Origin of the sequence: Cecembia calidifontis (assembly GCF_004216715.1) — a bacterium.
GTDB classification, from domain to species: Bacteria; Bacteroidota; Bacteroidia; order Cytophagales; family Cyclobacteriaceae; genus Cecembia_A; species Cecembia_A calidifontis.
In genome coordinates, this window is sequence record NZ_SGXG01000001.1 from 3267639 (window position 1) to 3290448 (window position 22810).

A 22810-nucleotide genomic window follows, 5' to 3' on the forward strand; every position below is an offset into this window, starting at 1 on the left:
TCTTATAGGTTGAAGAAGATTTTGATAAGTTGCTGGTTTACAGTTTGCTGATTGTGGAAACAACTCAAATTAACCATAATGAACAATTCAAAAAGAGAATTTCTTAAAAAACTTGGAGCCTTAAGTGCAGGTACTGGTTTTTTGGCAGTCAATCCCTTTGCCTCTTGCGACAGCCCTAAAAAAGATGGTCTGGCAGCTGATGGTGAACCAAAAGAAAAATTCAAAGTCAACATATTGCAGACTACTGATGTACATTGTCAGATTCACCCCCACGATGAGCTCTTTTGGGAAGATGGGCAAGTAGTATTCAGAAAAACAGGCGGATATGCCAACCTTCACGCTTTTATCCAACAGGAAAGGGCTAAATCTGAATATTCTTTCCTGATAGATACAGGGGACATGTTTCAGGGATCCATGCTGTCCGTCAAAACCAAGGGGAATGCAATTGTTCCTATCCTCAATGCCATGGGTTATGACCTTTATCTTCCCGGCAACTGGGAGGTGATTTATAACAAAGGGCCTATGCAGCAATTGATGGGTGCACTTTATGGAAATAAGGTTTGTGCAAATATGTACCATGATTTGGGAGAAGGCAAGCGTGGGGAGTTGATTTTTCCACCTTATTATATTTGGCAAATCAATGGTGTTAAGTTAGGCTTTATTGGATATAATGACCATCTGGTTCCGAAAAGACAATCCCCGGGTTACAGTGAAGGTATTATTTTCACCAAACCGGAAGACAATTTGGCCCATTATGTGGATGTACTTAAAAATCAGGAAAAATGTGCTTTTGTAGCTATTCTATCCCATACTGGATTGTCCCAGGAGATAGCCCTTTCCAATCATCCTGCTTGTGAAGGAGTGGATTATATTTTAGGTGCTGATACACATGAAAGGGTAAGAAAGCCTATACAGGGTAAATTTGCCAAAGTGGTTCAGCCTGGTGCGTTTGGTTCTTTCCTTGGAAAGCTTGAATTGTCTTTTGAAAATGGCAGGTTGGTGGATGATCAATATGAGCTTCTTGAAATACCAGCTGAGAAAGTAAAAGAATCTCCTAGGGTAGCTAAGATTGTGAAAGAAGTGGAAGCCCCTTATTTAGAGGAAATCAACCAGGTAATAGGGTACAGTACCATTCCGCTGTATAGGTATTTTGTCATTGAAAATCCCATAGATACCATGGTCTTGGATGCTCTCAAATGGCAAATGCCGGATATCGACATTGTCCTATCCAACGGGTTCCGGTTCTGTCCTCCTCATGCTACACCGGATGAAACCGGCAACATACCGATCACAAGGGGCTTTATTTATGACATGTTGCCAGTAGACTCTGTTGTTCGGACTGGTGAGGTTACTGGTCAACAGTTATGGAACTGGATGGAAAAAGAACTCAACAACGTGTTTGCTGAGGATGCTTCCAAAAGATTTGGAGGTTGGGTGACCAAATTCAAAGGGATGGAAGTAAGGTTCAATGCCTTCGGTGATGAGGGGAAAAGAATCCAGAGCATGACAGTAAAGGGGGAACCTGTGGATATGAATAAAACTTACTCCATTTCAGCCTGTGAGAGGGAAGGAGATCCCGCGGATGTAGTGTGTAGAATGAATGATGTGAAAAATGTAAAAAATACCGATCTCACGCTGCATAAGGTGATGTTGAGTTATTTAGCAGAAAACTCTCCGGTAACTCCAACCCCAAGAGGAGCAGCTGTAGCTTTGGATGCTCCGGCAACGCTCCTGACGCAGGTGCACGGAGTAGATTATGAATTTAGATAGGAAAAGGCGCGTAAGTAGAAAATGACTTTCGGATTTCGAAAGCCGGATGTTGGAATCTCTTAGGTAGAAGAGAAGTAAAGTGAAGGATAAGGTAACAAATTGGATTACCCAGAATCGGCTAAACACTTCAACAATTTGCAGACCGTTTTGGAGTCCTTCTAGCAAATCATTGTTTTAAAATCAAAATCCTCATGGGTTTTCCTCTTGATGGATTGTTATTACGTGAGAGAGAAGGCTTCGGAGATCGCAAAAATGGGGATTGGTTTTTATAAACAGCCAATCCCCTTTCAGTTTTGAACCTTAACCAATTATTTGATCACCAGGAGAGGAACATGGGTATGATATGCCATCTCCAAGGTTTCGCTTCGGTTGAACAGGTATTCGAAAAAGGACTTGCTTTTATAAAACATCACCAACATAGCATCTTCATTTTCCTTTAAATAGTTTTGGAAACCTGTACTGACATCTTTGTTGGATAAAGTTTTGAATTTAATGTCCAGTTCAGGATGTTTTTCTTTGAGGAAGGATTCAAGGCCTTTAAATTCTATCTCCTTTTCGAAATTGTCTTCCGTTTTGACATGGAAAAACTCATAAGGGAATTTTGTTGCCTTGGTTACTTTAAATAGGTGGTTAAAAAATTTTTCCTCCTCTTTTTGAAGCTCAAGTCCAACAGATATTTTCTTAACGTTTTCCCATTTGGCCTTTTGAGGAACTGCCAGAACAGGAATTTTACTTTCTTTGATTACATGACCGGTGTTGGAACCGACCAATGCTTTTTTGATCCCACTGGCTCCTTGGGTACCCATGACAATAAGGTCATAATCCTCTCTATAGGCAAAGGAAGTGGCAACCGAAGCTACTGTTCCCTGAAGAAGCCTGTAATCAATCTCCAGTCCCTCATTTTTTCCAGCCTCAGCAGCTTTTTTCAGTGTTCTTTTTGCCTCTTGTTCAATCTGACCTAAGATTTCGGTGGCCTGGGCAGCGAAGTCATAGACTGCATAGAAAGCATAGAGAAGGGTGATGGATGCTTTTTCCTTCTTGGCAATATTTTTAGCAAACTCCAATGCGTTATTGGCATTGTCCGAAAAATCGGTAGGCACAAGGATTTTCATGGTTTTTAGGGTTGTTTTAAATGATTGTATCTGTCTTCAATTTAATCAAGGAAAAATAATAAAAACCTGATTTTTATCAGTTTGAGGGCTCTTTTTTTCCGACCAACCTTACAACATGGGCATCTCCTAAATGGCCTTTTCCCTCATTGAGGTGAAGAATTCCGTCAAATTCATATTCCCAGGTCATTTGAGGGAAACTTGATTTAAGGTCTTGCAGGTCATATAGCATCTCAGGGTTTTTAGGTCCTCCGGACTGGAAGTTCAATTGGCCTTTGCCAAAACCTTCAAGAATGAGGTGCCCATTGTCTTTTAATGCCATCGCAAATCGGTGATGGACTTTATCCCGGATACTTAAAGGCAAATGGAAATAAATAAGTGCAATTACATCAAAACTCTTGGGCTCTGGGATGTAATTTTCCACATTGCAGGTATGGTACTCCAAATGCAAACCTGCTTTTTCTGCTTTTTCCAAGGTATGCTTTCGTGCAATCTGACTTTGATCCAGGGCTGTTACCTCCCAACCCATGGCTGCTGAAAATAAGGCATTTCTTCCTTCACCCTCTCCTGGGAAAAGGATTTTACCTTTTTCAAATTTGCCTAATTGTTCTTTGATGAATTCGTTGGGCGAGTCACCATACAGGTTTGGGGTGAGAGAGAATTTTTCATCCCAGAATTTACTATCCATCTATATTATAGTTTTATTTCCCCCTAAAATACATCAAAAGTCGGTTTAATTAATATAACAAAAGTCACCCTTCTCACATGATGTCAAAATCCGAAGAAAATCCATAGTCCCGCTCTACCAAACATATCCTTGTTTTGTAGGCAGCATACCATAGTGATTTACCTTTTTCTTGGGCTATTTGGTGTTCTGATTCCATTTTCCATTGCTTAATAGCTTCCAAATTGGTCCAATAACTCACGGTGATACCAAGTCCTTCTCTGGCAGATTCATGCCCCAGGTATCCTTTTTGAAGCTGAGCCAATTCGACCATTCTTTTTGCTGTTTCTATATAATCTTCTTGGGTTTCTGTACGTATACTGGTAAAGATTACAGCATAGTATGGTGGATTTGGGGTATTTGCAATCATAGCTTGTTGAAAATGAGATTTGTAAAGAAGTTATTAGCATTCAAGTCACCTTTCAATTTATTGAAAAAGTTTGTTTTTATTTTCACTTCCTTTAACCTGGTTGCCAATGCTCTTGGGCAGGAAGTTGAAAAGCTAAGCCTTGAGTCCAGTTATGGGTTTATAATTCCCCATTCCCAAGCCCTTAAACCTTTGTCTCAAAGTAATCCTTTGGGATTTTCACTGCATTATCAAAAGCTCAACCAATCCCAAAAAAGTTGGGATGCTTGTAACTGCTTTCACTACTTGGGGCTTCAATTCAGTTATCATGATTTCGGAAATCCACCTGTACTAGGACATGCCTTAAGTCTCACAGGAACTTTTGAGCCCATTTTATGGAAAAATGAGAGATGGACTTTCAGTTTACTTTCTGGCCTAGGATTCAGTTACCTTTCAAAAGTGTATGATGAAGACAATAACCCTGACAATATATTCTTTAGTGCCCCTGTCAGTTTTCTTTTGTTTTTGAGCCCGAAGTGGGAATATATCATTTCGGATAAAATAGCGCTGAACCTCTCATTTGCTTATAACCATATTTCTAACGGCGGGCAAAGCCAACCTAACAAAGGAATGAACTATCCCATGCTAGGTTTGGGTTTGGTGCATTTTATGAAAAATTATCCTTTTCCTTTCTATGAAAAAAAAATGATACCTAAATCATCCAATTTTTATTTGGAAACTGGGCTTTCAACTAGAGAAGGAGAGGAGGGAAGGATCCCCAATCTTTCTTTGGTCATGGCTTTTAAAAAACCAATTTCAGGCATAAATGGAATAGGAGGGGGACTGGAGATTAATAAAGATTATTCTTTGGAAGTAGAAAACAAAAGATGGGAGGCATTAATGCCTGCACCTTTTATTTCCCATCATTTTTTATTCGGAAAATTCGATTTCAGTCAAAGAATGGCCTTTTACACAAACAAGCCAAACAATTACCATGACTTTCGATTCTACCAACGTTATGTTTTGAATTATTTCCTTTTCCAGAATTTTTCAATTGGAATAGGACTGAAGGCCCATGGACATGTTGCAGAGCATTTAGACTTAAGGTTGGGTTGGAGCTTTTAAATAAAAAGAGGGGGATTACTCCTCCTCTTCCATTTGTCTATATGCCAAAATGCCTCCCAATAGATTCCGAACTTTAGTAAAGCCCTTTGTTTCCAAAAATTTTTTGGCATTACCACTTCTTGCTCCGGATCTGCATTGAACTACAATTTCCTTATCTTTGTAGGCCTCCAATTCATCCAGTTCATATGGCAGCTGTCCAAGAGGTATGTTTTTAGCCCCTAAGTTATCTTCTTCATATTCCCATTCTTCGCGGACATCTATAAACAGAAAGTCTTCCTTATTCTCAAGTTTTTCTCTAAGTTCAGAGACAGTGATATCTTCCATAATTTTATTTTACAAGTATGCGGATTGATTTTTGCTCAACTCCTTTTCGGATATTTACAAGGTAAACACCCCTTTGGAGTCCGGCAAAGTTAATCATTTTACCATCACCTTGAATAAATTCAACCGGAAGATTAATGGTTCTTCCGTAAGGATCTATTACAGAAAAATCATCGATTTCACCTTCTAAGGTCAACCAATCTGAAACAGGATTAGGATAAACCCTAAAACCGAAAGCAGATTCTGCCTGCTCCTCAACAACAGGATTTTCCGTCAAATGCACCCGGATCATCAAGGAGCCTTCCACGATATTATTTTGCTGCCAGCTACCGGAAACATTGAAGAAAACCTCGCTTCCATTGTTAAATGTTTTGTCCAATCCCACATATACAAAATCATTGGTAAACTGCATAAAGCCGACAAAAAAGGTGTCATCTACCCGAACATTTTCTTCCAATTCAAAATAGGCAAATTCATTCATATTATCCTTTTCTGGAATAAAAACCTCTTTGACATAAACAGGTTGGTTGCTCAGGCTATTCCAGATCATCAGATCTACAATAGAGTTGAATTGGTTGAAATTGGTGAAGTTGATGCTGATTCCTTTAACAAATGCAGGTGCTGTGACTTCAAAACGGTTGGCCAGCATTCCGTTCCTTTGGTTGATTCCAGCTGAATAATCTACAAAACCATCGTCATATGCAAAAAAGTCCCTGATGGAAACCACAGTCCTAACGGTATCATTGACTCTCAAATCAACATCTCTGAATATCACACTGTCGCCATTGATAATCTGATAAAGGAAACGGTCGCCGGAGCTGATATAAGTAAGTAGTTCAAGGTCCGTTTCAATAGCCGGAGGAGGGATGGTGCCAAAATTATTACTGTTGAAGCGCCTTCTTTCATTGGCCAAAGGGACTGGATTAAACGGGGTGTTGTCATTGATCTTGCGGACCACAGTTCCCGTGGAGCTATCTCTTAGGATCACGCTATACTCCATTGCCCTGAACCTATTTTCAAGGTTTTTGAATTCATTGGAAATATTCTGCCAAATATTGGCTTGACTTCTTCTTAATTCAAATAAAGGAATAGCAGCATATTTTCCAAGCGGTCTGGTGTTGGTTTGGGTAAGTGCCCTATCCGGGAAGAAAAGATTGTTTGCATTCCTGTTTTTATTGAGGTATACGTAATCCAGAAGCCAGGAATCGAAAGGCCCTGAAGACCTTCCGCTTATCTGGAATCTGAACTGGAAATTTTCATGTTGGAAAGTTTCGGTTACCTGTATGATTTCAGGTGTAAAAAAGAATTGTTCTTCTTCGAGTTCCCCTGATACGGTCCAAACTGGTTCCCAAATACCATCCTTGTTTAAAAAAAATAAGGTTAAATCATCATTGAAATCCGGTAATTCTGCCTTTCCTCCTGGCTGCCAATAAAAGCTCAGGAAAACAGTCCCGGACTCCTGTGCACTTAATCCGGATAAATCAATGGGCTGGGATGTAATCCTATCATTGATTCCCTGTTGCACGAGAACATTGGAATAAGGTCGCCCCCTGGCATCGACACCATCCATTAGGAGCACCCCCAGACTTGGAGGGGCATTGCCTACGGTAAAGGATTGCGTGGTTCCCTCATTGATCCATTTATTGGGATCAACTCCCGGTTTGGAAAAATCATCCCAAAAAGGAAGTTGAAGCGTTTCTTGCTTCAACCTTCCTGAGAAATTTTCCTGGTTACCTGAATGCCTTTGTGGAGTAGGCAACAATTGGAACTGTCCAAAAGATAATTTTGGAAAAGCCAATAGTGCCCCCATCAGAAAAAATAAAAATATGATTTTACGTTTGTGCATTAAAAACGTGAAATGTTTTTTACATCCGAAATCCAGATATCAATTGGCTCTCCGGTCTTTACTTCTGCTCCTGAAGGGGGAATCTGTCTGATGATAATTCCCGCTGGGACAGAATCAGTTTCAACATAATTGATCCTACCAAGTCTCAATCCAGAACCTAAAATAAGAAATTCTGCATCAACTTCATCCATTCCGATAAGATTTGGTACATCTAAGATCTGATTCCCCAATCCATCTCCTACCACAAGGTCGACCTGCGAGCCTTTGGGGATTTCAAATCCCTCCGGGATGTTTCGGCCCCTGTACCTTTGCTCCAAAACCACATTGATTCCAATGTCCGGTACATAGATAATTTCACCGCGGATAAGGCCCATATTTCCCAGAATTTCCTGAGCATTTTTTAAAGGGGTATTGACCAGGTTAGGCATTTTGATCATTGGGGCATTTTTTGAATTCAGGGTTACGTAGATCTTCCGTCCTTGCTTCACTTTGCTTCCTGCCTTGGGATTTTGCTTCAATACTGTAAGTGGTTTCAAATCAGCATTGAAGCCACTGTCCAAAGTCACCTCAAATTGTAAATCTCTGGCACTGAGATAAGCATCCAATTGATCATATTCAAATCCTTCTAAATCAGGTACACTTACCGTCTGACCATGATTGGTGTAGATAGGAAGGAAAATCTTGAGAAATAAGAAAGATAAAATCAGGATGACAGCAAAAACCAAAACCAAATGTGTAACAATCTTTTTGGCAGAAGTTTTAATATCGCTCATGTGTAATCTGTTATTTTATTACTTCAACGTATAAAGGTATGATTAATTTGCTTTGCAACATCAATTCTTTAACTACATAGCAAACAATCAGCCAGTTTTTTAAAAAACAATACCGGGATCAGCAAAAAAGGATCCCGGTATTTAAAAGAATCATCAATAAATTATCATCAATATAGGATCAGTTTTCTGGTCTCAGTTATGGACTGACTGGTAATTTTCACTACAAATAAACCTTTAGAGAAATTCTCAGCACTAAAAGTGTAAGTTTGGTTCAACGTATTTGGGTAATCCATATCGTGTACCAATGCACCCGTAGCGGAAATAATCTGAATATTCACTGTTTCAAATCTTGGCAGATTGAAGACAATGTTGAAAAGACCATTGGCAGGATTTGGGTAAATAATGGTATTACCAAGACCAGGATCTACCGGTTCAGGATTAGCAGACAAGAACAGTTCTACGTTGTTCAGATAGACAGGGTCATTATCCCCATCACTTCCTTCAAGTACGAAAGCTACCCTTACCATGGCCCTGTTTCTTCCGGCAAATGCAGTAAGATTGACATAATCTCTTCTATATTCGGAAGGATTGTTAGGATTGACCTGACCATTTGGCACAGTTACAAGTTCATTTCCTGATTTGCTATAAACCTGTTGGTAGGTAACACCGCCATCGGTACTAGCCAAGACCTTGAGTGTAGTGGTAGGAGATATTGATGCTGCGGCCCTGTCAAAGAACAATGCGGCCTGACTACTGGAAGTGAGGTCAAATATGGGTGAGCCAAGCCAATAGGAGTTGTTTACAGCTCCAGATTGAAGCCTAACCACATTTTGAGAGATACCCGTCTGTAGTGGTGATAATTCCCAGGCGGTTCCATTGGATTGAGGGTTCAAACTCACCCAGGGACTCAGGCTAAAGATATTATTGAAATTCTGTCTCCAGGGTGAGCGGATCAATTCATTGTTTGTAATAAAAAATCTGTCCAAACTTATTTCTGGCCTAGGGTTTTGATCAAAATTAGGAAATTCCAATCGATAGCTCAGTCTATTGGTCCCATCTATGGTTGAGGATCTCGGCAAATTGATCAAGGTACTATCCCCAGGCAGTAAGTTCTGACCTCTGGCCAGGAAAGACTGAAGAGGAGCACTATTGGTACTTCTTCTGAAAACAAATCCTGAAATTGCCAGATTTCCGGTATTGACCAACAAAATAGACTCTTGGTCATGGCTTCCGTTAGAAATAGGTGTCGGCTTGAGCAGTTCAGTCATTTTTAGATCATACCTAAAAATCTCCTGAGGGAATATTTCAATATCTTTAAGATAAATATTGTTTCCAAAACCATTTCTGGTAATAAATGCCAACCTGATGGAACCAAATTCAGCAAATTGGGAAAGATTGACAATCTCCCTACGGAATTGTTCCTCCCTTGTAGGAATGAATTCATTCAATGTTGGTTCTGAGGTCTGCAGGAACACCCTGTCCTTGTTGTAAGGAGCACTTACTATTTCAAAAGTATTGCCACAGTCTGTGGAAATGGCGACATAAAGAAAATCCCCAAAACCTTGAATATTATAGGGAGCATAGGCCATCTTAAAAGAAAGCTGGGCGTTGGGAAATGTACTGAGGTTAATCTGGGGAGAGATCAAGAAATCAAGCTGCCCATTTGCATCATATTCATAATGCTGCATGCGAATGACTTCTTGCGGGGTACCGTTGAGGCTCAAGGTCACTTTTTCCCAAGTCAGACCGTTGTCTGGATTATTCACTACCCATTCATTACCAAATGATTCCATTCTGAAGGCGTAGGGAAGCGTTAACGCTGACTGAAGAACAGGGTTTGAACTTGCGGAGTTATTGTTGGGATTACCATCGGTAGTCTGATTGACTCCGAGAATATTAACCTCAAAGATATTGTTGGAACTGTTTAGAGTGATAGGATTAAATCCAACAATTTGTGAATCTCCAGTTTCCAGATCTAAGGTTACATTCAGGTTTTGAAGCAACACACCATTGTTTTTGATTTCAAGTATAGCAGAGGTGATGCGGTTACTTCCTGCATTGAAAACTTGAACTTCAGGCACAATCACTGCATCACAGATAAAATCCTGGGGGCTGATCAATCTTTCAATTCCGAGGTCATTTGGTACTAAAACAGGCTCTATAGTTGCCCGGTTATTGACCAAAGAAGCACGTCGGGGGCTATTTGCCAAAACCACCTGCATTCTTTCCGTTTGACCTATGGTAAACAAATTCATGCAGATATCTGTGGTATAATCCATATAATTTTCCACCATATCTCTTGAGCCGCAGGTTACTCTAGGGGTGCTTCTACAAATGGTATTTGGGCCGTCCTGGTTTGGGGTGTCATCTACAAAGTCATCGGCACTACAGTCCCCATCGCCCCAAATATGTCTTAGGCCCAAGAAGTGGCCCACTTCATGGGTAAGGGTTCTACCCCGAGAACCTGACACCGCGGATCCTCCCTGTCCAAAATACCGGTAATCAACGGTAACCCCATCAGTTTCCCTGGCCGTAGCAGGAAAACTTAGTCCAGGTAGGTTAGAAACGGGGAAACTTGCATAGCCGATAAATGGAGGTACCAAAGGAACAACCCAAATATTCAGGTATTCCTCAGGTGGCCAGAGAGCAAGTTGGCCTATTAAACCGGCGTCATTAGGGTCATAGGTATTTTTAGGTCCCAGTACCCTGTTGATTCCATCGGTGGGAAGCCCTCGAGGATCCTGTTTGGCTAGTACAAATTCAATTTGCGTATCTGCTGCAACTGACTGAAACTCTAAAGGTGTCAGGGTGACATCTGGGTTTGTTCTCCTGAAATCCTCATTTAGTGATCTTATCTGGGATTCTATTTGTGATTGAGGAATGTTGGCTCCTACCCCAATCGGAGTACCTGTATGGATTACATGGACTACAACAGGGATAACTTTAACCTCTTCCTGTAGTCTAAATTGCGAAGGCGTTTTGGTCCTGAATTCTTTTACTTTCCCTTGCATCCAGGATTCAAAGTATTCTTTGCTTCCATAAATGCCCAACTGTTCTTCCTGTAACTTCTCTAAATGGGTAGCTGCACATTGTTCATCATGAATGTGCTGGAAATTCTTTCCAAAGAAATTTTGTGAAAAAGTACCTGAAAATGATAAAAGGAAGAGAAGGGATAATAATAGGCCTATCCTTGTTGGGAAAGTAAAATTTCTCATGGTAAATACTTTATACTACAGCAACATTCACTGCCTCGACCTTTATGATTTCCGGCACATCTCTTTTGATAGCTTCTTCTACTCCCGCCTTTAAGGTCATTGTGGACATAGGACAGGAACTACAGGTGCCTGTCAGCTCCAATTTTAAAACCATCTCAGAGGTTACTTCGACTATTTTCACATTTCCACCGTCAGCTTCTAAATATGGTCTGATGCTGTTCAATGCTTTTTCAATTCTCTCAATTAACTCCGTATTCATTCTTTTTTTTCAAATATTTACCTGAACCACTTCTGTTTTGCTCATTGCAGCATTTCTTATGGCCACTTGTCTCGCGACATTTTCAGCCAATAATGAAAATGCATCCTGGGTTATTCCAGATTTTAAAACTGCTGGATATCCCGTGTCTCCACTTTCTCTGATACTTTGCACAATCGGAATTTCACCCAAAAACGGAACTCCAAATTTTTCAGCCAAGCGTTGACCTCCTTCTTTACCAAACAGATAATATTTATTATTTGGCAATTCCTCCGGAGTAAAATAAGCCATATTTTCCACAACACCTAAAACAGGCACATTAATTTGAGGCTGCTTGAACATACTCAATCCTTTGGTGGCATCTGCAAGAGCAACCTTCTGAGGAGTGGTAACAATCACAGCACCTGTGACAGGCACGGTTTGAACCATGGTCAAATGAATATCGGAAGTTCCCGGAGGTAAATCAATCAATAAATAATCCAGTTCACCCCAGTTCACATCTCCTATAAACTGTTTAAGCGCAGAGCTTGCCATTGGTCCTCTCCAAACCACCGCGGCATCTGCTGGGGTAAGGAACCCAATGGACATCAATTTTACCCCATATTGCTCTATCGGCTCTATTACGTTTTTGCCATCTATCTGTCTGACGGCCGGCTGCTCACCTTCCACATTGAACATTGTCGGTATGGAAGGGCCGGAGATGTCAGCATCTATGAGTCCAACTTTAGCACCTGATTTAGCCAAAGCTACAGCCAAATTGCTGGAAGTAGTGGATTTTCCAACGCCTCCTTTCCCTGATGCTATGGCGATGATGTTTTTAACCTTCGGCAATAAAGGCGCGTTGTCCCTCGCTGTGGTCACATTGGAAGTCATAAAAATATCAAGTTCCAAATCTGAACCCAAATCTTCCTCCAATGCTTCAATACAGTTGTTTTTGATTACCTCTTTCAAGGGACAGGCAGGAGTTGTGAGGACAACTTTGAAACTGATTTTGTTCCCTTCAATTTGAAGCCCTTGGATCATTCCCAAAGTCACCAAATCTTTTTTCAGATCCGGATCGTCTACTCGGGAAAGGGCTTTTAATACTGCTTCTTTACTAATTGACATATCGCTACTTTATTGCCCGCAATTTACTTTATAAATGTTCTAAATAAAAAGGCCTTTTTAAAGATAATAGTTTCCCAAAAATTACAAACTTGCTTTACCTGGAAATAGTTTCGGAAATCCTACTTACTGAAAAATGATGCAATACTTTTTATCTTTGGAAATTGAAGGAATTGAATATGGCAATAAGCAGAGCAACTACAGAGAAAGTAAGAGATAGGGCAGATATAGAAGAAGTAGTAAATGATTATGTGCCTCTGAAGAAAAAAGGCCAAAATTTATGGGCATGCTGTCCTTTTCACAATGAAAAATCTCCCTCATTCTCCGTGTCACCTGCAAAGCAAATTTATAAATGTTTTGGATGCGGAAAGGCAGGTGATCCTATACAGTTTGTGATGGATATTGAGGGGATTGGTTTCAATGAAGCGATTCGGCAGCTGGCTCAGAAATACGGAATAGAAATAGAAGAAGAAAAAAATGCCAGCCCCGAAGAATTACAGGCTTTTAATGAAAGGGAGAGTTTATACATCGTTCTGAATTTTGCGAAGGAATTTTTCAAAAAAAATCTCGATACTGAAGAAGGAAGGTCAGTTGGTCTAAGCTATTTCAAAGAAAGGGGATTTGATAGACAAACAATAGAAAAGTTTGATTTGGGATATGCTTTGGATGGATGGGACCATTTCCTACACGCAGCAAAGAAAGCAGGCCATTCGGAAGAATTATTGTTGAAAGCAGGTTTGATTCTTCAAAAAGAAGGTGATGCTTCCCGTTTTTACGATAGGTTCAGGGGTAGGGTAACTTTTACCATTCATAATCTTTCCGGAAAGGCCATTGGATTTGGGGCCAGGATCCTAACCCAAGATAAAAAACAGCCAAAATACATCAATTCTCCTGAAACTGAGGTTTATCACAAGAGTGATATCCTGTACGGGATTTTTCAGGCCAAAAAGTCTATTAGGGAAAAGGACAATTGTTATTTGGTAGAAGGGTATACAGATGTAATTTCCATGCATCTGGCGGGAATAGAGAATGTGGTGGCATCCTCTGGAACTTCTCTTACTGAAAACCAGATCAAACTGATCAAAAGGTTTACAGACAACATTACTGTCCTGTATGACGGTGATGCTGCAGGTATCCGCGCCTCTCTAAGGGGTATAGACATGATTTTGGAAGGAGGGCTCAATGTAAAAGCCGTAGTCTTTCCTGATGGCGAAGACCCTGACAGTTATGCCAGGAAAGTTGGCTCCACGGCCTTCCAAAACTATCTTGAAAATAATGCCCAGGATTTTATTTCCTTCAAAATAGGTCTTTATGCAGAAGAAGCTGCCAAAGATCCGATCAAACAGGCCGAATTGATCAAACAGGTGGTGGCTAGTATTGCTAAAATTCCCGATCCGATCATCCGGACAGTCTACATCCAACAGTCAGCGTGCTTGTTGCACATGGATGAGGAGATCATACAGGCCGAGCTCAATAAACTGTTTTTAAAAGAACAAAAGGATCAATTTTTCAAGGAGCAGAGGGAACAGAAAGCCTCCTTTGTAGAAGATTTACTGCCCACCAAAGAAGAACCTACATCCCATTCCCATTTGATCGAGTTGCAGGAAAGGGAAATGTTAAGGTTATTGGTGAATTATGGTTTTGAGATGGTTTCTGATGAACTTCATGTCTGCCAATATTTGCTTCAGGAAACCGAGGATTTGAATTTTCATACTCCAGTATATGAGAAAATTCTTGGGATTTACAAGGAGGCTCTTTCAGAGGGAATTCTTCCGCAGCCGGAATATTTTCTTCAGCATCAGGATTCGGAAGTCAAAAAGGAAGTTATCAATTTGATTACCAGAAAATATGAACTGTCGAGTCTCTGGGAAAGCAGGTATCAGATTTTCACACATCATGAGGCTGATGACCTGGCCAAGACTGTCTATGACAGTATTCTCCATTTGAAAAAAAGAGTGATCAAAAAAATGCTGGAAGAGGCCAAGGTCAAAATAAAAGAAGCTGAACAGGAAAAAGCCGATGAAAGCATTATTACGGAAAGGCTGGCTATTTTCATGGAACTAAAAAAATTTCAGGTTGAAATAGACAAGCAGCTTGGGATTGTGATCAGTTTTTAAGCCAAACTTTCATCTGTTTTTTACTGTTTTACTCAATAAAGGATGTAATTTTACCTCGACTAAACCCAAGTATTAAAATAAAATGTCAAATGAAATTAAGTTGGATCCCATTGAGGATGCCATTGAAGCCATAAAAAACGGAGAGGTAATTATCGTTGTAGACGATGAGGACCGTGAAAATGAGGGAGATTTTATCTGTGCTGCAGAGAAGGTCACTCCTGAAATCATCAACTTTATGGCAACGCACGGTCGAGGTCTGATTTGTGCTCCGCTTATTGAAGACCGATGTGAAAAATTGGGTTTGGAGCTGATGGTAGGTCAAAATACTGCTGCCTATGAAACTCCTTTCACTGTTTCAGTTGATTTGATAGGTCATGGTTGCACAACGGGAATTTCGGCCAGTGACAGGGCGAAAACCATCAAGGCATTGATTGATGACAATATCCATCCGGATGAATTGGGTAAGCCCGGACATATTTTCCCACTGAAAGCAAAAAGGGGAGGAGTCCTTCGTAGAGCTGGCCATACGGAGGCCGCTATAGATTTTGCAAGGCAGGCAGGATTGGCACCTGCGGGTGTATTGGTGGAAATCATGAATGAAGACGGAACCATGGCCAGGCTGCCTGATCTGGTGAAAGTAGCGAAAAGATTTAATTTGAAACTCGTTTCCATAAAGGATCTCATTGCCTACAGACTTAAAAATGAATCACTCATCAAAAGGGAGATAGGGGTGGAAATGCCCACAGCCTGGGGTGATTTTGATCTGATAGCCTTTAGACAGACAAATACAGATGACATCCACTTGGCCCTTATAAAAGGTACTTGGGAAAAAGATGAGCCTGTAATGGTACGTGTGCACTCTTCCTGTGTAACAGGGGATATTTTTGGGTCATGCAGATGTGATTGCGGGCCTCAGCTGCATAAGGCCATGGAGATGGTGGAGAAAGAAGGTAAGGGTGTGGTGCTTTACATGAATCAAGAAGGTAGGGGTATAGGCTTGATCAACAAACTCAAAGCTTACAAGCTTCAGGAACAGGGAATGGATACCGTTCAGGCAAATCTGGCGCTTGGCCTTCCAATGGATAAAAGAGACTATGGGGTGGGTGCTCAGATATTAAGGGATTTGGGGATTTCCAAAATCAGATTGATTTCCAACAACCCCACCAAGCGTGTAGGTCTGTTAGGTTATGGTTTGGAAATTGTGGAACAGATACCTATTGAAATCGCCCCAAACCCGCATAATGAAAAGTACTTGACAACAAAGCGGGATAAAATGGGCCACTCCATTTTGAAAAAATAAGCGAATGGCAACTAGTTAGTATGGAAATTCAATTATCTTGAAACCAAATCAACCAAATTTGAAAATAAATCGTTATCATCAGTAGAGAATAACTGTAGAACTTATGATGATCAGGGTATTTGTTTCCATATTGACAATTTTCCTGGGCCTTTCTTCTGCTTTGGCCCAAGGAAATCAATTTCCTTCCCAAGTTTGGCATCAAGGACAGATCATAACGGTGAATGGACAGGTTTACCGTGGCCTTGTAAAGTATGATTTAGAAAACAACCTGGTTCAGCTTCAGGATAATGGGATTACCACTTTTGGAGCTTCGAATGTGTCCCAATTTGAAATTTTTGATGAAGTTTATGGAGGCATTAGGTCTTTTTATACCTTACCTTATTCTCTGGCAGGAGATTATGAGACCCCGGTTTTTTTCGAAATTCTGACAGAAGGTGATGAGATTGTCCTGCTATGTAGGGAACAGATTGTTATTGATAACAGGGGTATGGGTATGTATGGCCCCATGGCCATGAACCCCTTATGGGGTCCACCAATAGGAGGAGTATATAAGTTGGCTTTTAATTACTATTTCATCAAAGACGGAAAGCTTCAGAAGTATTCCCTCAAGAAAAGGGAGCTTTTGGATATTTTGGGTGATAGAGCGGACGAAATAGACCTTTTTATGAGGAAAAACAGACTTTCCCATGACAAAAGAGGAGATCTGCTCCGTATCACTGCCTATTACAATCAGATAAAATAATTTATGGCAAAAAAACCATTGATTTTGGTGTCCAATGATGATGGGATCACCTCAAAGGGAATAAGGGTATTGGTGAACATCATGAAGCAGTTGGGAGAAGTTGTAGTAGTGGCACCGGACAGTCCTCAGTCAGGCATGGGGCATGCCATAACGATAGGAGAGACCCTCCGCCTTTATGAGGAAGATATTTTTGAGGATGTAATGGCATTTAAATCCAGTGGTACTCCAGCGGATTGTGTCAAATTGGCCAAACACTATGTGTTGAAGGATAGAAGGCCGGATTTGGTTGTTTCTGGAATCAATCATGGCAGCAACACCTCCATTTCAGTTCTCTACTCAGGTACTATGTCTGCCGCCATAGAAGGTGCCTTGGAAGGACTCCCATCCATCGGATTTAGCTTATGTGACTATTCTTCAAAGGCCGATTTTAGCCATGTTGAAGAATATGTGTTCAAAATATCGAAACAAGTACTTGAAAATGGCCTGGCAAAAGGAGTGGCATTAAATGTGAATTTCCCTCCTAAAAGAAATGAGCCTATCAAAGGGGTTAAGGTCTGCCGTCAGGCCCATGCCAAATGGCAGGAGGAATTTTCCGAAAGGTATGATCCCAATGGTAGAAAATATTTTTGGATGGCAGGCAATTTTGTGAATTTTGATAAAGGTGAGGACAATGATGAATGGGCCATAGCGAATAATTATGTTTCCATAGTTCCTTGTCAATATGACCTTACCGCCCATCATGCCATCTCTCAAATTAATGAGGATTGGAACTGGGACGAACTCTAATTTGAAAGGATCCAAAAAAGGAAAAGAGGCCGGGAGAATACTTCCGGCTTTTTCTTTTTGAAAGAAAAATTTTTAGATTATTTGCATATTTTTTTAGTTTTTGCTTAGATTTATCACAAAGTTTAGATTTTATAAACTCATGATTTACAAATTTTTAACTGGATATATGAAGAAATTCGTTTATTTTATTTTGATAAGCTTTTTTCTGCATGCTTGTGCAAATGAACATGAATTTGGTGTTTCAAATGAAGAGGATGAAGAAATGCTGAAATTTCCCGTGATGAAGGCTGAACCCATTCCGGACCATTACATTATTGTTTTTAATGAAGATCGAATTTCATTTCGAATGGATGCAGATGACCTGGAAGGAACAGAGAGATTAATGGTTAAAGAAGTGGAGGATTTTCTTAAAACCCATCGGGTAGATCCAGAAAGCGTTCAACATATCTATTCCATTGCTTTACCGGGTTTTTCTGCAAAAGTCAATGCTGAAAGATTGCCCGATTTGCTTGTTGATCCAAAAGTTAAATATATTGAGCAGGACAGAAGGGGAGAACTCGGACCTTTTCAAGTGCTTAAAAGACCTGGCCAAGAAGAAGAACAAATAGTGACTACCCAGGTTATTCCCTGGGGAGTGGCAAGGGCAGGCGGTCCATTTACATACAGGGGTAGACATAGTGTATTTGTTTTGGATACAGGTATAGATTTGGCTCATCCTGATCTTAATGTTGACGATAAGAAAGGTTTTGATGCCTACAACAGCAAGAAGAAAGACTATGATTTAAATGACGAACATGGTCATGGCACCCATGTTGCAGGCACGATAGGTGCTTTGGATAATCATTTTGGGGTTGTTGGTGTGGCGGCAGGCGTTCCAGTGGTTCCTGTTAAAATTTTTACAGGCCCAAGGGCAGAATATACGTATTCAGGTCTAATTGCCGGGATAAATCATGTGGGGGTGAGGGGGATTCCAGGCGATGTGGCTAATTTGAGTTTCGGTGGCTTTGATGACAGTAGGGCCTTGGATGAAGCTGTTTTGAGAGTATCTGAAAAAAGGCGGATCTGGATGGTAATTGCAGCGGGCAACAGTGGATTACCGGCTACTTCTTTTAGTCCTGCCAGGGTAAATGGACCATTTACCATTACTGTTTCAGCCTTTCAAATAGGAGACAGGTTTGCTTCTTTTTCCCATTTTGGTTTTCCTGTCAAATTTTCGGCTCCTGGCGTAAATGTCAGGTCTACCTGGACAAACAACAGGTACGTGAATTCCTCAGGCACATCTATGGCAGCTCCTCATGTTTCGGGAATAAGAGTTTTAGGCGAAATTGAAAAAGACGGCTATGTATTGAATCATCCCATACCCGAAAACCCCGACCCGATAGCTGTGAGAAGATAATTAAAGGTTCAACCATTTTTTAGTACAAGTTTATGTTTAGAGTTTTGTTTTTATGATTATCCGCTTGTATACAAGTAGGGGCAAATGCTCGCAATAACAAGTCTATCAAAGAGTTTTTTACCAAAGTATCTTCGGTTTAGTTTATAACAGAATTCATTGAGATAGTTTTGAAGCATCTTTTCTGAAACCATATGGTACTTCTGTAAATCCCTTTTAAGGTTGCTTATTGCTATATGTGCCCATTTGAGGTTGAACTTGCCCTCTTTTGTGGAAGATAATTCGCTCACGTGAACATCGATACAATCTTCTAGGTTAGCATAAGTCGTACTTTCATCAGTTTGGAGCACGGCTTTTTTGTCAATCAGTCCTTTTATCAGTTTTTCGGCTGTTTTTGCCTTCAAGTTATCTATTTTGACCATCTTGAAATATCTGCAGCTTTTGTCCTTTTCTCCAGTAATTAGGTCTTCAAGAATAGATGATTCAGCCATAACAGCGACAGTAGCTTGTTTTTGGCTTCCACGGCCTTTCTTCAGCTTCGTCTTTTCCGAAGATTTTGTTGCCTTGCTTACAAAAGCCTCATCATATTCAACCATATCTTCTAGTTTATATTGGCTGTCACGTTTACCCATTGCTTCCCGGAGCTTGTGATACAGTCTGAAAACAGTCTCGTATCTGCTATGACCCATCTGCCTCTGTAGTTCAAGGCAGCTAAATCCCTTCTTGGTTGCGCTTACAAGAGTCATTGCAAGCAACCAAGTCCTCAATGGTAACTTGCTGTTTTCCATAATAGTACCATTTTTCAGTCCTGTCCTAAATTTACAATGTTTACATTGGAACATATTGAGAGAATTAAGCCAGTAGTGATCCTTGGAATTACAATTCTTGCAAATAACACCTTCTCTTTCCCTTTGTTCCTTCAAGTAATGGATGCAACTTGCCTCATCAGGATATCTTTCATTGAATTGTAGAATATTCATGGCCTTCTTATTTATTTACAGCCAATTAAACACTTACAATTCAGCCCTGAAAGTTATTGACACTTATTGTCAAAGTATAAAATTTGCCCACTTGTATGTAGGCGGATATTCATATTTGTTTTTTTTGTTTTGCTTTTATTTGAGTCAGCTGGCATTAGCCCAATCTGGCTTGGAATTGGACAGTCTGAAATTTCAGCTGGATGATTCTACAAAGAAGAGTAAGCTGGATGTTTTGAATAGGCTTTCTTTTTTATTGAGAGAACAGAATATCACCGAATCATTTGAATATGCCAATCTCGCAGAGAAATTGTCTGTTTCTGCCAATGACAGCCTGAATTTGGGAAGGGCAAAAAGTAATTTAGGTTGGATTTTTTACCGCACCGGGGTATGGGATAAGGCTTTCCGTTATTCAAGGGATGCCTTTTTGATCAGTTACAAGATTAAGGATAAGCAAGGCTTGGCCATGTCTTTGAATAACTTGGGGGTGATTTATTACAAACAAAAAAACTATCGGGAGGCCATTAAGAAATTCAAGGAAGCTTATTCTATTGGCTTTGAAATAGAAGACCCTTATGTGATTGTAAGAAGTTTCAATAATTTGGCGCTTAATTTTTTGGCAACCAGTGAATTGGATTCTGCCTATGAGTACGCTTACCGGGCGCTTGAAATAAACAACCAATACAATTCGATTTATTTTAACAGTTTTATCTATAGGGTAATTGGCGATATTCAAACCGCGAGAGGTCAATTTGAGGATGCTTTGGCTACTTATGATTTTGCCTTTTTGACTGATTCCCACCATCAATTGGAATCATTTGAAGCTTCTATATTGAATAGGAAGGGAAATGTTCTCCGTTTGTTGGGGCTATATGAAAATGCCGCTGAATTATTGGAAAGGAGTAAGGAAATTTCTTTGGCCAAAAGCTATCAGGATGAATTGGTAAGCAGCTATAAATATCTCGCTTTGACTTATGAAGCCTTGGGAAAACTGGATCTGGCTTTTCAGAATCAAATGGCTTATAACAGATTGAGTGAATTATTAGAGGAAAAGGTCAATAAAGATAGGTTAGCATTGATCTCAGCCATGTTTGAAGTGGAAAAGACAGATGGAGAGTTAAGGTACCTTCGGGCTGAAAATGACTACAAAGAATTGCAAATAAAGAGTTTCAAAACTTATAACAACATTTATATTTTTGGCACCCTGATTCTCGGTGGTCTTTTTCTTTGGTTGTTTGTATTGCACAGGAAAACCAGAGCGATCAATTTAGCTTTGGTAGAAAACCAGAATAAGGTCAATCAACAAAAAGAGGAACTGGAAAAGCAATCTCAGGATCTTGAGAGATCCAATAATTTAAAAAACAGGTTGTTTTCCATTCTTGGTCATGACCTTAAAGCTCCGGTTGCCCAATTACAGGGTGTTCTCGGCCTGATGAATGATAACAATCTGAGCAGGGAAGAATTCAATGAAATTTCCTACGTCTTAAAAAGAAACGTAGATGGTCTTTTTGTAACCTTGGATAATATTTTAAGTTGGTCTAGAGCCCAAATGGATGGATTCAAACTTCATTTAAGGCCAACATCTTGTTTATCTACCATAAATCAATGTATTGAGCTTTTGCAGCAACATGCAGATGGTAAGGGGCTTTCTTTCCACGTGAATGTGGACAAAGACACTAAAATCTGGGTAGATCATGATCTTTTCCAAATAATCCTTAGAAACTTGCTCAGTAATGCCATCAAGTATTCCAAGAAAAACTCTTTCATTGATATCTTCACTTTTGAAGACAAAGAAAATGTGATCATTAAAGTCAAGGACTATGGAATGGGTATGTCCAAAAACATGCTACATCAGATCAGGACTCAGAAATTTTCTCTTTTGGAATCCAGTAAAGGTACGGATAATGAAAGGGGAACAGGCTTAGGCGTGAACCTCTGCAAAGAGTTTACCTCCATGATGGGAGGTACCATTTATTTTGAAAGTGAAAGAAATATTGGTACAACAGTGACACTTAGATTCAGGAAAGTTTTGTTGGTAGAAGGTTCACCAGAGCTTCATCCACAAAAATATTTGGTTTAATTTCAACATTTTTGATGATTTGAAGGTTTTGAAGAGTTTCAATTACTTTTTGCAATTCTTCAGCACCTATGTTATTGTTTTCAGCCCAGCTTGTACTTTCCAACCATTCCTCAATATCTTTTTTTTGAATACCATAAAATTCGCTGATGGCTTGACTTGTATTTAGCGAGAATTTAAATTTTTGCGCTTCATCATATACCATGTCCCGGATTTTTTTCAGGACATCAGCATGTTGATTCAAGGATTGCTCTGAAGCCACCAACACAAAACAAGGCCAAGGTGTGGGTATTTCATTTATTCTTTTAAACAAACCCTGGTCGACCAAAGGTTTTGTTGTGAACTTTTCCCAAAGAAATATTTTTGGCTCTGGGCTTTCAAAGGATTTTTTTGCACCATCCAGGTTTCCAATTTCCTCAAATTGAAGGGATTTGGGATCCCAACCTTCTCTTTCAGCCAATAGGAATGCCATAAGGTGTGATCCAGAGCCATACCTGCTGATTAAGAATGTGGGTTTTTTCAATTCTGAAAGGCTTTGCACAGGACACAAGGAAGACAGGTGGATACCCCAAACCAATGGACTTTTCACAAACCAACCGATAATTTTTCCTGGGTTTCCTTCGATTTTGTCCTTAATAAAACTTTCAGTTAAGATCAAGGCTAAGTCAGCTTCACCCCTTCTGATGGCATGATTCATCGCACCTGAACCTCTGGATTCATTATGCCAAACCAACTCAATGCCTTCATCCTTAAGAGGTTGTCTTTCTATGACTTTTATCCAAGGAAAGTTGAAATGCTCGGGAACACCTATGATATTGATCTTTTTCAT

General features: G+C 40.1%; 19 protein-coding genes. 8 read left to right on the plus strand and 11 right to left on the minus strand.

The window, feature by feature from the left end; genetic code table 11:
• Window positions 1-78 precede the first annotated feature (78 nt).
• A complete protein-coding gene (locus BC751_RS14070) occupies window positions 79-1770 on the plus strand; it encodes a bifunctional metallophosphatase/5'-nucleotidase (protein ID WP_130276138.1) in 1692 nt (563 codons plus the stop codon).
• Window positions 1771-2078: 308 nt separating this feature from the next.
• Here BC751_RS14070 and BC751_RS14075 read toward each other — a convergent pair whose 3' ends face one another.
• From BC751_RS14075 to BC751_RS14085, 3 genes are all read right to left on the minus strand, one after another.
• Entirely contained in the window at window positions 2079-2882 is an 804-nt protein-coding gene (locus tag BC751_RS14075; protein ID WP_130276140.1) for a universal stress protein, read from the minus strand.
• 76 nt (window positions 2883-2958) lie between these two features.
• Window positions 2959-3567, minus strand: coding sequence for a class I SAM-dependent methyltransferase (locus tag BC751_RS14080; RefSeq protein WP_130276142.1), 609 nt, complete (start codon window positions 3565-3567; stop codon window positions 2959-2961).
• 73 nt (window positions 3568-3640) lie between these two features.
• Entirely contained in the window at window positions 3641-3973 is a 333-nt protein-coding gene (locus BC751_RS14085) for an antibiotic biosynthesis monooxygenase family protein (protein WP_130276144.1), read from the minus strand.
• Window positions 3974-4033: 60 nt separating this feature from the next.
• Here BC751_RS14085 and BC751_RS14090 point away from each other — a divergent pair, with 60 nt between their 5' ends.
• Window positions 4034-5074, plus strand: a complete 1041-nt coding sequence (locus tag BC751_RS14090) for an acyloxyacyl hydrolase (protein WP_207226887.1) — start codon at window positions 4034-4036, stop codon at window positions 5072-5074.
• Window positions 5075-5089: 15 nt separating this feature from the next.
• Here the strand turns inward: BC751_RS14090 and BC751_RS14095 are convergent, their stop codons facing one another.
• From BC751_RS14095 to BC751_RS14120, 6 genes are all read right to left on the minus strand, one after another.
• Window positions 5090-5398: a rhodanese-like domain-containing protein gene (locus tag BC751_RS14095; protein WP_130276147.1), complete on the minus strand. Its 309-nt coding sequence runs from the start codon at window positions 5396-5398 to the stop codon at window positions 5090-5092.
• A gap of 4 nt (window positions 5399-5402) precedes the next feature.
• Window positions 5403-7241 (minus strand): T9SS type A sorting domain-containing protein, encoded by a 1839-nt coding sequence (locus tag BC751_RS14100; RefSeq protein WP_130276149.1) that lies wholly within the window; start codon window positions 7239-7241, stop codon window positions 5403-5405.
• Entirely contained in the window at window positions 7241-8014 is a 774-nt protein-coding gene (locus tag BC751_RS14105; protein ID WP_130276151.1) for a PASTA domain-containing protein, read from the minus strand. Before BC751_RS14105 ends, BC751_RS14100 begins: the two co-directional genes overlap by 1 nt.
• A gap of 167 nt (window positions 8015-8181) precedes the next feature.
• On the minus strand, window positions 8182-11229 hold the full coding sequence (locus BC751_RS14110; protein ID WP_130276152.1) for a M43 family zinc metalloprotease: 3048 nt from the start codon (window positions 11227-11229) through the stop codon (window positions 8182-8184).
• 10 nt (window positions 11230-11239) lie between these two features.
• Window positions 11240-11488, minus strand: coding sequence for a NifU family protein (locus BC751_RS14115; RefSeq protein WP_130276154.1), 249 nt, complete (start codon window positions 11486-11488; stop codon window positions 11240-11242).
• A 9-nt stretch (window positions 11489-11497) separates the two neighbouring features.
• Complete coding sequence (locus BC751_RS14120) at window positions 11498-12592, minus strand: Mrp/NBP35 family ATP-binding protein (RefSeq protein ID WP_130276156.1); 1095 nt, start codon at window positions 12590-12592, stop codon at window positions 11498-11500.
• Window positions 12593-12768: 176 nt separating this feature from the next.
• Between BC751_RS14120 and dnaG the strand changes: the two genes are divergently transcribed.
• The 5 genes from dnaG to BC751_RS14145 all read left to right on the plus strand — a co-directional run bounded on the left by dnaG (window position 12769) and on the right by BC751_RS14145 (window position 18930).
• Window positions 12769-14706 (plus strand): DNA primase, encoded by a 1938-nt coding sequence (gene dnaG / locus BC751_RS14125; protein WP_130276158.1) that lies wholly within the window; start codon window positions 12769-12771, stop codon window positions 14704-14706.
• Window positions 14707-14788: 82 nt separating this feature from the next.
• Window positions 14789-16006, plus strand: a complete 1218-nt coding sequence (locus tag BC751_RS14130; protein ID WP_130276160.1) for a bifunctional 3,4-dihydroxy-2-butanone-4-phosphate synthase/GTP cyclohydrolase II — start codon at window positions 14789-14791, stop codon at window positions 16004-16006.
• Between the two features lie 106 nt (window positions 16007-16112).
• Window positions 16113-16748: a hypothetical protein gene (locus BC751_RS14135; protein ID WP_207226965.1), complete on the plus strand. Its 636-nt coding sequence runs from the start codon at window positions 16113-16115 to the stop codon at window positions 16746-16748.
• A 3-nt stretch (window positions 16749-16751) separates the two neighbouring features.
• A complete protein-coding gene (gene surE / locus BC751_RS14140) occupies window positions 16752-17534 on the plus strand; it encodes a 5'/3'-nucleotidase SurE (protein ID WP_130276163.1) in 783 nt (260 codons plus the stop codon).
• Between the two features lie 166 nt (window positions 17535-17700).
• Entirely contained in the window at window positions 17701-18930 is a 1230-nt protein-coding gene (locus BC751_RS14145; protein WP_242617483.1) for a S8 family peptidase, read from the plus strand.
• 56 nt (window positions 18931-18986) lie between these two features.
• On the opposite strand, the gene BC751_RS14150 is transcribed toward BC751_RS14145, so the two are convergent.
• Window positions 18987-19907 carry an IS1595 family transposase gene (locus tag BC751_RS14150; protein ID WP_130274191.1) on the minus strand — a complete coding sequence of 307 codons (921 nt, stop codon included), beginning with the start codon at window positions 19905-19907 and terminating at the stop codon, window positions 18987-18989.
• 139 nt (window positions 19908-20046) lie between these two features.
• Here BC751_RS14150 and BC751_RS14155 point away from each other — a divergent pair, with 139 nt between their 5' ends.
• Window positions 20047-21984 carry an ATP-binding protein gene (locus BC751_RS14155; RefSeq protein WP_207226889.1) on the plus strand — a complete coding sequence of 646 codons (1938 nt, stop codon included), beginning with the start codon at window positions 20047-20049 and terminating at the stop codon, window positions 21982-21984.
• Here the strand turns inward: BC751_RS14155 and BC751_RS14160 are convergent.
• A complete protein-coding gene (locus BC751_RS14160; RefSeq protein ID WP_130276169.1) occupies window positions 21923-22810 on the minus strand; it encodes a type 2 periplasmic-binding domain-containing protein in 888 nt (295 codons plus the stop codon). The genes BC751_RS14155 and BC751_RS14160 overlap by 62 nt on opposite strands.